The 13,642-nt window shown below is 55.6% G+C and carries 15 protein-coding genes and 3 pseudogenes; 9 read left to right on the top strand and 9 right to left on the bottom strand.

All coding sequences use genetic code 11. The annotated features are described in order from the left end of the window. Nucleotides 1-282: 282 nt before the first annotated feature. From ASB65_RS15225 to rpsU, 3 genes are all read left to right on the top strand, one after another. The gene (locus ASB65_RS15225) at nucleotides 283-1,632 is read left to right on the top strand and encodes a chloride channel protein (protein WP_060724502.1); all 1,350 of its coding nucleotides are present in this window, start codon (nucleotides 283-285) and stop codon (nucleotides 1,630-1,632) included. Between the two features lie 122 nt (nucleotides 1,633-1,754). Further along, the gene (locus ASB65_RS15220; protein ID WP_060724501.1) at nucleotides 1,755-1,952 is read left to right on the top strand and encodes a hypothetical protein; all 198 of its coding nucleotides are present in this window, start codon (nucleotides 1,755-1,757) and stop codon (nucleotides 1,950-1,952) included. A gap of 494 nt (nucleotides 1,953-2,446) precedes the next feature. Further along, nucleotides 2,447-2,677: a 30S ribosomal protein S21 gene (rpsU, locus tag ASB65_RS15215; RefSeq protein WP_060724500.1), complete on the top strand. Its 231-nt coding sequence runs from the start codon at nucleotides 2,447-2,449 to the stop codon at nucleotides 2,675-2,677. 121 nt (nucleotides 2,678-2,798) lie between these two features. Here rpsU and ASB65_RS15210 read toward each other — a convergent pair whose 3' ends face one another. The 5 genes from ASB65_RS15210 to ASB65_RS15190 form a co-directional block, all read right to left on the bottom strand. After that, entirely contained in the window at nucleotides 2,799-3,494 is a 696-nt protein-coding gene (locus ASB65_RS15210) for an RES family NAD+ phosphorylase (RefSeq protein WP_060724499.1), read from the bottom strand. Beyond that, on the bottom strand, nucleotides 3,491-3,880 hold the full coding sequence (locus ASB65_RS15205; RefSeq protein WP_060724498.1) for an antitoxin Xre-like helix-turn-helix domain-containing protein: 390 nt from the start codon (nucleotides 3,878-3,880) through the stop codon (nucleotides 3,491-3,493). Before ASB65_RS15205 ends, ASB65_RS15210 begins: the two co-directional genes overlap by 4 nt. Nucleotides 3,881-3,985: 105 nt before the next feature. Further along, complete coding sequence (locus ASB65_RS15200) at nucleotides 3,986-4,390, bottom strand: hypothetical protein (protein ID WP_141681091.1); 405 nt, start codon at nucleotides 4,388-4,390, stop codon at nucleotides 3,986-3,988. Between the two features lie 385 nt (nucleotides 4,391-4,775). Further along, nucleotides 4,776-5,789: an IS110 family transposase gene (locus ASB65_RS15195; protein ID WP_060724533.1), complete on the bottom strand. Its 1,014-nt coding sequence runs from the start codon at nucleotides 5,787-5,789 to the stop codon at nucleotides 4,776-4,778. A gap of 135 nt (nucleotides 5,790-5,924) precedes the next feature. Beyond that, nucleotides 5,925-6,344, bottom strand: coding sequence for an Rrf2 family transcriptional regulator (locus ASB65_RS15190; protein WP_060724496.1), 420 nt, complete (start codon nucleotides 6,342-6,344; stop codon nucleotides 5,925-5,927). Nucleotides 6,345-6,514: 170 nt separating this feature from the next. On the opposite strand from ASB65_RS15190, the gene ASB65_RS15185 reads away from it, so the two are divergent. After that, on the top strand, nucleotides 6,515-7,507 hold the full coding sequence (locus tag ASB65_RS15185; protein ID WP_060724495.1) for an alpha/beta fold hydrolase: 993 nt from the start codon (nucleotides 6,515-6,517) through the stop codon (nucleotides 7,505-7,507). A 200-nt stretch (nucleotides 7,508-7,707) separates the two neighbouring features. On the opposite strand, the gene ASB65_RS15180 is transcribed toward ASB65_RS15185, so the two are convergent. The 3 genes and pseudogenes from ASB65_RS15180 to ASB65_RS27380 form a co-directional block, all read right to left on the bottom strand. Beyond that, nucleotides 7,708-8,001: an addiction module antidote protein gene (locus ASB65_RS15180; protein ID WP_060724532.1), complete on the bottom strand. Its 294-nt coding sequence runs from the start codon at nucleotides 7,999-8,001 to the stop codon at nucleotides 7,708-7,710. Continuing rightward, nucleotides 7,994-8,131, bottom strand: a pseudogene (locus ASB65_RS28900) (type II toxin-antitoxin system RelE/ParE family toxin); the annotation flags it as partial. The pseudogene ASB65_RS28900 and the gene ASB65_RS15180, both read right to left, overlap by 8 nt. A 171-nt stretch (nucleotides 8,132-8,302) precedes the next feature. Further along, nucleotides 8,303-9,268, bottom strand: coding sequence for a hypothetical protein (locus tag ASB65_RS27380; RefSeq protein WP_065695146.1), 966 nt, complete (start codon nucleotides 9,266-9,268; stop codon nucleotides 8,303-8,305). A 179-nt stretch (nucleotides 9,269-9,447) separates the two neighbouring features. Between ASB65_RS27380 and ASB65_RS28735 the strand changes: the two are divergent. Next, nucleotides 9,448-9,552 (top strand): annotated as a pseudogene (locus ASB65_RS28735) (transposase); the annotation flags it as partial. Between the two features lie 242 nt (nucleotides 9,553-9,794). Continuing rightward, nucleotides 9,795-11,017: pseudogene (locus ASB65_RS15165) on the top strand (ATP-binding protein). A 21-nt stretch (nucleotides 11,018-11,038) separates the two neighbouring features. Here the strand turns inward: ASB65_RS15165 and ASB65_RS15160 are convergent. Further along, nucleotides 11,039-11,572, bottom strand: coding sequence for a hypothetical protein (locus ASB65_RS15160; RefSeq protein ID WP_236734559.1), 534 nt, complete (start codon nucleotides 11,570-11,572; stop codon nucleotides 11,039-11,041). Between the two features lie 102 nt (nucleotides 11,573-11,674). On the opposite strand from ASB65_RS15160, the gene ASB65_RS15155 reads away from it, so the two are divergent. The 3 genes from ASB65_RS15155 to ASB65_RS15145 all read left to right on the top strand — a co-directional run bounded on the left by ASB65_RS15155 (nucleotide 11,675) and on the right by ASB65_RS15145 (nucleotide 13,161). Continuing rightward, entirely contained in the window at nucleotides 11,675-12,349 is a 675-nt protein-coding gene (locus ASB65_RS15155; protein WP_060724492.1) for a type IV toxin-antitoxin system AbiEi family antitoxin domain-containing protein, read from the top strand. 132 nt (nucleotides 12,350-12,481) lie between these two features. Beyond that, nucleotides 12,482-12,748: a type II toxin-antitoxin system prevent-host-death family antitoxin gene (locus tag ASB65_RS15150; protein ID WP_060724491.1), complete on the top strand. Its 267-nt coding sequence runs from the start codon at nucleotides 12,482-12,484 to the stop codon at nucleotides 12,746-12,748. Then, a complete protein-coding gene (locus ASB65_RS15145; RefSeq protein ID WP_060724490.1) occupies nucleotides 12,745-13,161 on the top strand; it encodes a hypothetical protein in 417 nt (138 codons plus the stop codon). The genes ASB65_RS15150 and ASB65_RS15145 overlap by 4 nt, the downstream gene beginning before the upstream one ends. Nucleotides 13,162-13,642: the final 481 nt, after the last annotated feature.

Genomic DNA, 13,642 nt, shown 5'->3' with positions numbered 1-13,642 from the left:
TGTCGTTCCGGGTCGCCGACAGTCCGCCCCCACAGCGGCTCTGCCGTTCGTGGTACCGATCAAATGGCAAGTTTCGGTTGGTGACAGCAGTGCGCCGTGGAATTATCAGGTTTTGCTTACAGGCAGCACCCATCACCGCTGGCGGTAGAGATGAGTGCCAGGCGCAACCTGGAAACATGCTACCCTTTTTCCTGCACCACTGGCGAGAACGACCGCGTCGGGGTGACGTTTCGTATCTATAGGCGTAGAAGACATTTTCCCGTTCTTAATACTGAGCCGCCGATGCCTGTCACCTACCGCAAGTCGAAGCTTTTCCGTCGTTCTCGTGTGATATGGGGATCGTTTTCGCTCTGGCGACCAAGGTTCATTTTCTGGCTCGGCGCGATCGCGATCGGCGTGGTGAGCGTTGCGTTCGCCAAAATGGCAGACCTTGCCCAAAAGGGATTCGCTTCACTCACATCATCCGGCGAATTCGCTTTTCTCTTTCCGCTTTTTATCACTCCGCTGGGTTTCATGCTGTCTGCCTGTCTTGCGGCGAAGTTCTTTCCCAACTCCCAGGGAAGTGGAATTCCGCAGGCAATTGCCGCACGTCATCTTCACGAGGACGAAGACCGGGGGCGGCTACTGTCGCTCCCGATTGCGTTTGGTAAAATCGTTTTGACCGTATTGGGCTTGTTTTGCGGCGCTTCGATTGGCCGTGAAGGGCCAACCGTTCAGGTCGGCGGGTCGATCATGCTCGCCGTTGCCCGGTTCGGCGGTATGACGCAAGCGCGGGGATTGATTCTCGCCGGGTCGGCGGCTGGTATCGCGGCGGCGTTCAACACGCCACTCGCAGGAATTGTCTTCGCAATCGAGGAGATGAGCAGGAACTACGAAGCGCGTGCGAACGGTATCGTTTTGACCGCCGTAATTCTTTCCGGCCTTGCAGCCCTCGGCCTCGCGGGCAGCTACAACTACTTTGGAGAGGCGTCGGTTGCCCCTGCACAAGCAAGGGACTGGGTCCTTGTACTCATCTGCGGATTCGGCGGTGGCGCACTCGGGGCTTGCTTCAGTGGCTTTGCCTTGCACTTTGGCCAACGCATCCGGCGTTGGCTACATCCGCAGCCACTCGGTCGCGCAGTGGCGGCGGCGGGGCTCTGCGGCCTGGCTGTCGCTGCTATCGGCATAGCATCGAATGGTACTACCTTCGGAACCGGCTACGAGCAAGCCAGAGACGCTGTCGAAGGGCATGCCCTGCCTGCGTTATTCTTTGCCGGGAAGCTGGGGGCAAGCTTCCTGTCGATGCTCTCGGGCATCCCGGGCGGCATCTTCGCGCCCTCATTGGCCGTGGGCGCCGGATTAGGAAGTTCAGTGGGAACACTACTTGGGACGAGCATTGCGCTTGCCTCGATCCTGGGGATGGCAGGCTACTTCTCCGGTGTCGTTCAGGCACCGATGACCGCGTTCGTGATTATCCTGGAAATGACGGGTGACCATCAGGCCGTTATCCCGATCATGGCAGTGTCCATGATCGGGTACGTGACGTCGAGAATTCTGTCGCACGAGCCCTTATATCACGGCCTGTCGCGAGTGTTCATCGCAGCAGCAATCCGCGCGCGCCGGTCAGCCCAGAAGGAGCAGACGGCCACCTGATTTTCTGCCTGTAGAGGCATCGTGCATAGGGTGGCGTATGGAAGAAGACCCTTGCAAAGACGACTGACATCCTCCAGCCTTTCATCGTCGGAGTGTAGCGCGCTCGATAGACCGGAGAGCGTATGGGACATTTTAGAATTGTTTATCAGGTTTTTTCGCTTGATCTGCCAATAGCGGAAGAGGGCATCGTGCTCAGGGCGGTATCCGGTCCCTTCCCCGGCCAGACTCTGGGCGATTCCATAGGGTTGAACCTGAAGCTGACGTCCCCGAAGTTTTTCTTCGATCCGCATAATGATCCGGAGGATGATTTCGCCCAGTGACTGAACCCCGGCCGTGACACACAGTGGCTCGCTATCCCGCTGAAACGCTTTCAGAACCGCGACTACCGTTCTCTCGACGGGTTCCACGTCGAATTCAGGGGGGAGGGAACTCGCAACGCCCTGACCAATGAGGACTAGTGGGAAGCTCCTGGACTTGTCACGACATACAGCGACGAGTTCTTCAAACGTGCTGACATAACCATGCATCATGCCGGAGGCGGGAAATTCAAAGCGGATGTTTCGGGCGAAACACAGTTTGGGACGGGTTTTGACATTTCGTTCGACGCGTTGGCCGCGACATTACGCTGGCGCTTTCTTATGCCAGAATCGGGAAAGCAGGCTCTTCGCTGTTGTCTTATGAGGGGCGATCGCCTTGATTGAAGATCAGAAAGTGTGGACCGAAAAAATGTCATTACTGATTGACTGTTGACCTTGGATTCGACGTCAGATTGCGTATGGTGGCGCACCGTTTTTTACGACCTCGTGAGGACCATATGCAGGTTTTAGTACGCGACAACAACGTCGATCAGGCGTTGCGTATTCTGAAGAAGAAGCTCCAGCGCGAGGGCGTTTTCCGCGAAATGCGTCTGCGTGAAGCTTTCGAGAAACCATCCATCAAGAAAGCGCGGGAAAAAGCTGAAGCAATCGGCCGTCAAAGGAAGCTCGCCCGTAAGCAGATGCAGCGTGAAGGCCTTTTTCCCTCGAAGCCTGGAAAAGGCAAGTGACCACGATTGCGGTGGCCATTCGATCATCCTTTCGAGCCGTCCTGACCAAGGCTGGAGTACTCTACGAACGCAGAGAACGAGGACGCGGCATGATTTCCCGGAAACCTGTGCTTTGTCGCTGCTACGAGATAGCGACGATCGAATAGTCCGGCGTGCCTTGCCAGCTCAGATTCCAGGATGCGCCGGGCCGGACGTTCTGGACAGCCCCCGGATCGAAACAAACCAGGCAGTTTCCGACGGGCGCACGGACGGAGGGATAGATGAGGCCGCGGCTTCCATCTCTTCGCAACCGGGCGGCCAGTTCCTGTCCCTCGAGATAGCCAACCTCCGGGTCCGGGTTGAGCGCGGCGTGTTCGGGTTCATCGGTCAGGTCGTCGAATTCTCCGATGAAGTCGGAGATCAGTTCGACATAACGGGCGTTGTCGTGGAACGATCCGGTGAAACGAAGCTCGCGGGTTCTGTGCCATGCGACCTCCGCAACCGATACCATCACGTCCCAGGCGCAATACCAGGCACCGCGATCTTCGGAGTTGAAGCGGTTGCCACCTGTCCGCGTATAGGTGAAGGCCGCATTGACGTGCGTGTCGCCGTAGATTCTGAGATCACGGTTGCGCCGCCGCCAGGCAAGCTCTCGCGGATCGAGATGCGGATTGCGGCCGCGCTCGGCGAGCAACCGGGCGCTGGTCAACCCTTCGATCTCGGCCAGAACCTCCAGTTCCTCGTCGCTGTCGACCAGACCGCGAAGCGCCGGCGGCTTGTGGTAGGTTGCGGGCAGCAGGCGGACCAGTCCCCGAACCGACAGTTCGGTTTTCTTCATGCGCCGCCCCGCAGCGCGTCGAGATAGGTTCGGATCGCCAGAATTTGCGGAAGGCCGCCATCGATGGCGGTGTCGACCGGCCGCGCGCCGCTGAAGAGCGGGCCCGTGTTCGGGCGCGTGAACCAGCTTCTGGAGAGTTGCTCAGAGAAGTAGAGTTCGAGCGACTTGTAGATGCCGATCACGGCACTGAGGCGCAGCAACTGGTCCTTCGTCAATTCGCCGGTAAACCCCGGTTTGCGCGCGCGCTTCCATGTGCTCTCCGACATGTCGGCGAGGCCCGCTGCTTCCCTCAGGCTCAGCGACCATGCATCGGCGACCTTGGCATAGGCCTTGAGTGCAACGGCATTGAGTTCCGCAGGTTTGTGGGGCTTGACGGCGATTTGCATAGTGGCCTCCTGATATTCGTAATATAGGCCATATGATCTTAAAGTAAAGATCATATGGCCTGATATTTGATCGGGAAGTGGCTCCCGCTGCAAGAGCCTTGGCTGTCACCTTTTGAGCGAGGAAGTTTCGACCCACACGTTGAACGGTTTCTGCGGCCCCATGGTGGCAGCGAGGATCACCGTCATCCAGGTATTATTCGGCCGTTCTACAAGGAAAGCAGTTCCACTGGTCCTGATCTCCTTTGTGACCTTGTTTTCGGAGCCTTGAGATAGAGCCATCTCGAAGGCCATAAACTGGTCGGCCGTACAAATCATCCCTTTTTCACCAACCTTTGCGAGGGCCATAACGAAGTTGAGTTCGCAGAGCGAGTAGGAAAAATCTTTGAAATCTCGATAGCCTATGAAGAACTCTCGCCCGCTCGGCATGGTGTAGACTGAACTGATGGGGTGGATGCCCCCTCTGGCCGGCATAGGCGTATGATGCCTGCCTAGCGCCATGGTGGCGCTCACGGAGGGAAAGCAGATGACACAGGTGCATATCCTTGCGATCGACCTCGCGAAGCGTAGCTTCCAAGTCTGTGGAACGGATCGCGGCGGGGCGTGTGTGGATGCCCCCGGTTTGGCAAGAAGATTTTTTTGACGGTAGTCCGCGAACGAGGAATTCTATCGGTCGTGTGTCAGGCCTCTTGATGTGGCCTGAATAGCCACGGGCCGGGATGCAGTTCGAAGAACAGAGGCCACATCGGTTCAGAGAGCTTTGTGCTCGAGCGCCGGGACTGGTTTACCCCATTCTGAACATTGAAGTCCTTTCCGCATCGTTCCATCAGTCGATCTTCTCACCGGGGCTTTTGGCCCCAGGCATTCACCGCCTTGCTCTTCGAAAAAAAACAGCGGATCACGCCATTCTGTAATTCTGCTCCCTCGTCATCATCGCCCAAATGATGCGGGCCATCTTGTTTGCGAGTGCAACAGCCGCGACCATTCGAGGCTTTCGTCCCAGAACGCCTCCCAGCCAATTGTCCGGCAACACGCCCTTACGCACGATCCAGCGGATCAGGCTCATGGCTCCGACGATGAGCAATTTACGGATATCCGTTTGCCCCATCTTGCTCACGCCTCCCAGCCGGGTCTTTCCTCCGGTTGAATGCTGGCGGGGTACAAGGCCGAGCCAGGCAGCAAAATTCCGGCCACTTCTAAATGCGCGAAGATCTGGAGCAAACGCGAGGATCGCTCCGGCAGTCACGGGTCCGACGCCGGGAACGGTGCAAAGTCGACGCATATCTTTATTCGCCTTGGTTGCTTCTCGAAGCTTCAGCATCAGCCCGTCGATTTTCTCGGTCAGCAGCCTGATCTGGTCCAGATAAAGCTGGCCAATCTCTCTAACTCCAGCAGGAAGATCATTTGCCTCATCGGCCAGAATGCCCACTACCGCAGTGAGATTAGCGGGTCCTTGAGCAACGATGATCCCGAATTCGCCAAGATGCCCACGCAACGCATTGATGAGCTGGGTACGCTGGCGCACGAAGCACTGGTGCGTTCGAAACGCCACCGCACGCGCTTGATGTTCAGCGCTCTTGACCTCGACATAATGCATGTTCGGTCGTTGTGCAGCCTCCGCGATCGCCGCTGCATCGGCTGCGTCGTTCTTCTGTCGTTTGACGAACGGCTTCACATAGATCGGCGGAATTAGTCGCACATCATGGCCACAGCCTTGAGCAAAGCGGCCCCAGAAATGGCTGGTGGCACAAGCCTCCATCGCGACGATGCATGGCGACTGCTCGTTCAAAAGCTGTAGTAATCGGGCTCGCGAGAGAACCCGGTTAAATAGAACCGCCCCGCCGCGATCCGTTCCACAGACTTGGAAGCTACGCTTCGCGAGGTCGATCGCAAGGATATGCACCTGTGTCATCTGCTTTCCCTCCGTGAGCGCCACCATGGCGCTAGGCAGGCATCATACGCCTATGCCGGCCAGAGGGGGCATCCACCCCATCAGTTCAGACAGTCGTGGCTCCAAAGCGCCAATTGCGGTCATGACTAGCGCTGCCTACTTTGTTGCGACGGCTGTTTCAGCGATGTGTGCTAGCGTTGTTTCCGAGTAGGCTTTTTCCAACGCAGCTTCAGCGAGGCTATGTGCCCGTTCGAGGATGGCGTTCGAGGCGCGTTCGACGGGACAATTTGGATGGTCCTTCGACAGCGGTGCGGGAAGCATTTGACCTTCGACCAAGGCGCGCTGAACATCAAGCACGGTGATCTGATCAAGCGAACGGATCAGCTTCCACCCTCCGCCGCGACCACCTTCCGATTCTACGATGCCACTCGCGCGAAGTGCACCGAGAGTGCGGCGAACGACAACTGGGTTTGTGTTCAGCATCTGTGCAATCCGCTCAGATGTCTCCCTGCCTCCTAGCAAACCCATGTGGACTAGGACGTGCAGCATTCTTGCAAGACGGCCGTCGGTCTTCATTCCTAATCTTTCTGCAACAATATTTGTTACGGTAACTTGACCTTAGGTTTATTGTGTAACATGTCTAGTTACGAAAAGGGAGGTGAATCGTAAGCTTCGCTCGTCCATTCTCGCCCTGTCAGTGCAACATGTTGTCCTGGTTCCGGCAGACATTTATCCAGGAGGCTCCTATGGAAGAGACCGTTATTTCGACTGCCACAATCAGCATGAGCATCATTGAGGCCGGGCAAGGGCCACTGGTCCTGCTCTGCCACGGCTTTCCTGAAAATAAATATGCTTGGCGTCACCAAATCGGTGCCCTCGCAGCGGCAGGATATCGCGCCGTCGCCCCGGATATGAGGGGATATGGCAAGACAGAATCTCCAGAGTGTCCGGACCAGTATACAGCTCTCCACGTAGTAAGTGACCTTGTGGCACTTCTCGACGCTCTCGGCGAACAGCAAGCGGTCGTGGTCGGCCATGACTGGGGCGCGACAATCGCTTGGCAGGCGGCGCTAATACGGCCCGACAGGTTCCGTGCTGTTGTCGCCTCGAGCGTGCCAATGATGGGGTTGTCGCCACTTCCTCCTTCGCGGATATTCCCTCAAGATGAGAAGAGCCTGCTTTACACCCTCTACTTCCAAGACCCCGACGGAGCTGAGACTGAATTCGATAAGGATGTCGCGCTGACGCTACGCAAGCTGATCTTCGCGGCCAGTGGCGATGCCGGTCCCCGCTTGCCCGGCGACGGCACCCCCAATCCCTTTGGCATGGTCTCCCGATCTACAGGTCTGCTGAATAGCCTGCCGGAGCCCGCTGCGCTGCCGGATTGGTTGCCCGCCCCCGAGTTCGACCGCCTGGTCCAGGACTTCGAGGCATCGGGTTTCCGAGGGGGATTGAACTACTACCGCAATCTTGATCGGAATTGGGAGCTACAGCATGTTGTCGCCGGTCTACCGATAAAGGTTCCTGTGCTGTTCATGATCGGCGAAAGGGACACTGGTCTCAGCATTCCGGGAATGGACAAGATTATCGGGGAAATGCCTACGCTTGTTCCCGATCTCCGCGGATCGCTTATCATACCTGAGGCAGGCCACTGGCTTCAGCAAGAGAAGCCAAAAGAGGTCTCGGAAGCGATCCTGAGGTTTCTGGAAAGGGTTCAAGGCGACATTGCGAGTTTTTGAACGGTATCCGCCAATTGCGGTCATTCGCTTCAGGCGACGGCATTGTCCAACCTGGGACCGGAAGCCGTCGTGGCGACGAGGGGTGGGGCTCCAAAGGGGAACCTTTCGCGCTTGATCCTTGCCGCTCGATGCGGAAGGCTCAGGCGAGCGGATGCTTTGTCAGTAGCTTGTTTCTGCCGCCGCGTATGCGGACCACCGTGTTACTGCGCGGCATGGGCCTTGGCGGTCACATCAACACCGAGTGCTCTCATAACGGCCAACGTCGTTTTGAGCGTTGGGTTACCGCGCTCGCTGAACGATCGATAAAGCTGTTCGCGAGACAGGCCTGTTTTGCGCGAGATTTCGGTCATGCCTTTAGCATGCGCGACGACGCCGAGCGCCTTTGCAACATAGGCAGCATCGCCGGTTTCGAAGGCGTCGGCCATGAACGCGGCGATTTCTTCATCGTCGACCAAAGCGGCAGCAGGATCATAGGTGGTCAGTTTTTCAGTCATCTTTTTCGCTCCATTCCCTGGCGAGTTTATGCGCGGCGGCAATATCACGGGCTTGCGATCCTTTGTCGCCACCGCATAAAAGCACAATGAGAACATTGCCCCGTCTCTGAAAGTAGACGCGAGAGCCGGGGGGAGCGTTAAAATGCGAGGCGAAATCCGGAAATACGATGCGTTGAACGAACGCGACATCGGGGATTGCTGAAGCGCCTCCCTGATTCAAGGTCTATCCCTGCTTGGGGCTGACAGCAGGCGAGACTGCCCTCTTTGGCTGAACTGTCGTGATCTTCTCCAGGGCTTTCGATCATCGGATAACCGGTTCGCCGTGATAGCGGCGTCTCGAAGGCCTGGATACACCAAATCCCACTTCCATCATCAGGCGTGGGGTTTCTTTTGCCAAAGTACCCATATGGAAGCCGAAAGGATCCTCGACAAAACCCGTTCCGGCACCCCCCACCACAGTCAAGGGACTGTCAGCACCGTAGTATTCGATGACCTCCTCCGACGGATGGCCAACCAGCATGGTCAACTGATGTTTCAAACGCCGACGTCTATGACTGCCGCGGACATACACATGTGGGCCTGCACCCTCATCGACATCAGAGAGATAAAAGAAAAATTTTAGCATACGCCAGTCATCGAGATCAAAATGATACTTAAACGACGCACGGCTGAGGTCGGTATCGGAAGCAGTCTTTGTCGGAAAACTCCACCATGTTCGGGTGGTAATCAGTTTAGCTTCACCACCCAGATAGTGCCTTGCGACGTCGAGGAGGAGTGGATCCTGTTGTACGGCAGCCACTGCCTTACAATTGAGAACTCGTTCAAAATGGTGACCGCTCAGGATCGAGCGGCCAAACCGGCGCTCGGCCTCCTCATGATCTCCGGACCGGAATTCAAGCTTGCGGTCAAAATTGCCAAAACACGGGGTTTCTTCGGCAAAGCGGGCAATCTCCTGATTTATCTCCTTCGGCAGGACAAGGCCGGTAAAGATGCCTGTTTCTTTCAGCTCTTGCGCAATGGCTTGCCCTTTGAGGGAGCCGAAGATGGAAGGTTTGGATACATTGACGGGCGGAACTGGCCTGGCCAACAACCAATGAGCCCGCCGAAACAGGGTCGTTCGGGCAAGAATAAACATCGGTAGCCATGCCGGATTTTCGCGCAAGTCGGTAAGATAAGTCGGTATGCGCACCATGATGCGGCGGAGCATCCCACCCGAGCGCGCGATTGCTTCAAGGTCTTCCGACTTCGACTTGGGAGTGGCAAACATTCTCAGCCCTTTGCAAATTACGCTTAAGGCTCACCGGCAGAAAAGACTTCAGTCACCGGAAAATTCAATAAACGTCTCCAGCATTATTGCGGTGCAGCAGGGTAATTGAAGTGCGATTTCTCGCCTCTGATTTAATGGCGGAGCCTATACCAACCCTCATTGATCAACACCCATGGACCGAACCGCGCCGCATGGCCAAGAAGGCTCTGGCGGCGGTGATCCAGGAGGTCTATATCCAGGGCGTCTCGACCAGATCCGTCGATGACCTCGTCAAGGCGACGGGCATGTAGGGCATCTCCACTTTCGTGGGCGCCGATCTGGCACTTTGCCCTCGTGTTCTGAGCAAGGACATGATGTGCATCCTGAATGCGGCAGGGTTTGCTATCGCATGCGTCGCTGCGGTTGTTCTCGAGCCGATCTGATGCGACGGATGGCTGATTTCAGCTCTTCCATTACCAATTGGTGAGGCATTGACTTCCAATTATCATGATTGATAATTCCAATCGGCAAGGAATTGGCAACGGATATGTTTGAGCGTCTGGTTGAGAATCGGGTGGTGGAGGCCCTTTCAGACACCCCGGTGGTCCTAAAATCGTAGGGCCACGCCGGGCGGGCAAGACCACCCTTGTGCGGAAGATGGGTGAGGCTGGGCGGAGCTATATCACACTCGATGACCAGACGGTGCTTGATGCCGCGCGGTCCGATCCGGTTGGTTTCATTCGCGGTCTCGATCGTGCCATCATCGATGAGATTCAGCGCGCGCCTGATCTGTTGCTGGCAATCAAGAAGACGGTTGACGAAGACTATCGGCCCGGCCGTTTCCTCCTGACCGGGTCTGCGAATGTGCTTACGTTGCCGCGGGTTGCGGACAGTCTGGCGGGCCGGATGGAAACCATTCGGATGCTCCCTCTTGCTCGCGCGGAAATAACAGGCCAGGCGCCGAATTTCCTTGAGCGCCTGTTTGCAGGGAAACTGCATGGGGACCGTGAGGCGATTGTCGGTGATGATCTTGTCAAACTTGTGCTGTTGGGCGGTTTTCCCGAGGCGATCAGCCGTGAGAGCGAATGGCGACGGCAGGATTGGGCCAGATCGTATCTGACGTCGGTTCTGACACGCGACCTCAGAGACATTGCCGAGATCGAGAAGCTGACCGAGCTGCCAAAATTCGTTCGACTGCTTGCGGAGCATTCCGGGCAATTGGTCAATTATTCGCAGTTCGGCTCCAGCATTAACGTCAGTCACAAAACGGGACAGCGCTATGTCGCGCTACTGGAGCAGGTCTTTCTCGTCTCGACATTGCAACCCTGGTATACGAACGTGCTGAAGCGGATCGCCAAAACGCCGAAGCTGCATTTCCTCGACTCCGGCCTCCTCGCTACGGCGCGTGGGTTGACCGTTGATCGGGTGAAGGCGGACCGCGGTGTATTTGGTGCGCTTCTGGAGAGCTTCGTGTTCGCCGAGGTCCTGAAACTCATGACTGCGTCCGACCTGCGGCTGACACCATATCATTTTCGTGACCAACAAATGCATGAGGTGGATATCGTCCTGGAACGGGACGACGGCATGATCGTCGGGATCGAGGTCAAGGCGTCCGCGACGGTGAAATCGAGCGATTTTGCTGGACTGCGGACCTTGGCCGAAGCGTGTAAGGATCGGTTTGCCTATGGCGTTGTGCTTTACGACAGCTCTGATCTCGTGCCCTTCGGCGAGAGGTTAGCCGCCGCGCCTTTATCCGTTTTGTGGAGGTGAGCGCAGCAATCAGCGCTCTGATCAGGCTGCCGCTCTGAGGTCGAAATTCGCGTGGATCACATCGTAGGGTACGTGAACCTTTCCGTCTTCGGTTTGTTCGAAGATACCCCAGTCCGACAACGCGGACACGTCCTCATGTACACGCTTGACGTCACGTTCGACGGATCGGGCAAGTCCGCGTATGCTGGATGGGCCGATCTTCTGAAGATGTTCAATCAACTCCCACCTTTTGGGTGTGATGACAGAAAAAAGCTGTGCAGGCGACGAGAAGGTGAAGACTGCCACGGGCTCTGAGGGATTACCTGAGCGCATGGCGCTGGTTGCCCTGTCAAAGGCCTCATCGAGGGCAGTTTCGCTGTCTGCTCTGATTTGAATCAAGGCTTCTCTCATGGTTTCTGCCTCTTCTTGATTATCTCCTTCCGAAAATCGGACAGGAGGGCACTGGTCGTTGTGAACAGGTAAGGATGCTCTCGGCGCCGTCGAGATGACGATGATCGCCTTTGCCGCGTTCGTGTCGAAACCGACGATACGCCTGCCACCCTTGCCATAAAACACTCGATACTTGAACAGGTGCGTCCTGGCGGGAACGGGTTCCGGCACCTGTAGCAAAATTATAAAAATTCGTGAAACTTTCACAAATTGGAAGTATCAAGAATTATGTCTTCGTTGGTGGACCAGATTTCTGCAGCCGGATTGGCTGATAGTTTTCTGAATGACCGGCAACTCGCCGAGTTGCTGGGCGGCAGTGACGCGCGCCGTTATGGCCTTGTCAACCGCGCTTTGAAAGACGGGTCCCTCATCCGCCTGAAGCGTGGTTGTTATGTGCTGGCGCGACGCTATCGACGTTACCCGGTTCATCCGTTTGCCGTCGGCCAAAACCTCGTGCCGGGCAGCTATATCTCCTTCGAAACAGCACTGTCGTTCCATGGATGGATTCCGGAGGCGGTGTTTGTTACCGCCAGTGTTTCACCCGGACGCAAAAGCCAGGATTTTTCGACGCCCGGGTTCGGGACCTTCAGCTATCATCCTCTGGCGATCAACGATTATCGGTTCATGACGAGTGTTGACCGTGTTCCGCTCAACGGCTCGATTGCGTTCGTTGCCCGACCTCTTCGGGCACTTATGGATCTGGTAGCGCTTCGCAAGGTGGAGTGGAGCGGGCTTGAATGGCTGACGATTGGTATGAGGATCAAGGAAGATGCCCTTTTCGGGTTGCGACGTAAGGATTTTGCAGCATTGAAGCCGGTGTACAAGCACAAGGCTGCGAATGCCTTTCTCCGGGCGCTGGAAAGCACAGTTGTGCCTGTCAGGCCACTGAAAAGAAACTCGTGAGCTGAGATTGAGCGAATGCGGTGACAAGTCATTACGGCGCGCAATTAATGCAGCATTTACAGGATTGCTGTATTTCATGGATTTTCTTTTGAGGCTGTGCTATCGTCGCGATGCAAGATGGGAGTGCGATTGATGGCAGGTTCAGGTAATTCCTATACGACGAGTGATCTTTCCAGAAAGTCGGGTGATATTATTGCCGAGGCACTTCGTCATCCGGTGACGATCACCCAGCGCAACAAGCCTCGTCTGGTCCTTCTTAATATTGAGGATTATGAACGTTTGATGCGGCAGTCTGATCTGCGTGCGGTTGGCACTATTGATAATATGCCTGACGCTTTGCTGGACGAATTTGAGGCAGCAGTCGAGGTTTATGCGGAAACTGAAGAGATGGTTCGGTGAGCGGTTTCGATGAGATCGAGACTGCAGTCGTAATCCGCTACCCTTATCTGTGGAGCCGGGAGGCTTCCCGCGGTGAAACCGAAGGTCGGAAGGGGCGACCTGTTGTTGTTGGCGTGAGGCTCGCCCGTGCGGACGGCGACATGGTTCTTTTCTTTCCTATCACGACGAAGCATCCGGAAACTGATCGTTTTGCTATTGAGATCCCTGCGATTGAAAAGCGCCGGGCCGGTCTTGATGCAGATATGCGGCTTTGGATCATTCTGGATGAGTATAACAGCGACATTATCGGACATTCTTTCTACCTGGAGCCGGAGCCACCTGTGGGACGGTTCAGTAAAGCTTTTTTTCTCCCCGTCCTTCGGGAGTTTATTGCACGTCGTCGGTCGTCCAGCGAGGTTTACCGTGGCCGATAAAGATCCGTGCGATGTTCGGTAACTCAATCCGACAAAGCGGACAGATCCTTAATATACACGCTTGACGTGTCACGTTCGGCAGATCTGGCAAGTCCGCGCCTTGAAATATTTTACCTATCTGTACGACATTAATACATATATCCCTATATTTATACTTATTTGACGGAATAGAATACCTGTTCGACGATTGGGTGATTGTAATTGAATCAGGGGAAGAAGAGGGCTGATAAAATATATAATTTATGTGAGGGTGAACGCAAAACATATAAATAATTAAAACGCACCATTGCTGTGGGAGGGATGAGAGATTTACTGAAGGAGTCCGCCTGTTTGTGCGCAGCTAATTTGGCACTGTTATAAACAGGTGATTTTATATAGGTTTTTATAGTTTAATGGATTTATTTATAGGTGGAACCGGAGGGAATCTGATTGGAAAATGAATTGAAAAGGTGGTGAAAATTGATGGCGATCGATCGTAATA

This window comes from Agrobacterium tumefaciens str. B6, from assembly GCF_001541315.1.
In the GTDB taxonomy this organism is placed as follows: Bacteria; Pseudomonadota; Alphaproteobacteria; order Rhizobiales; family Rhizobiaceae; genus Agrobacterium; species Agrobacterium radiobacter.
The sequence above is the reverse complement of the archived record's forward strand: the minus strand, read 5'-3'. Positions and strand labels throughout refer to the sequence as shown.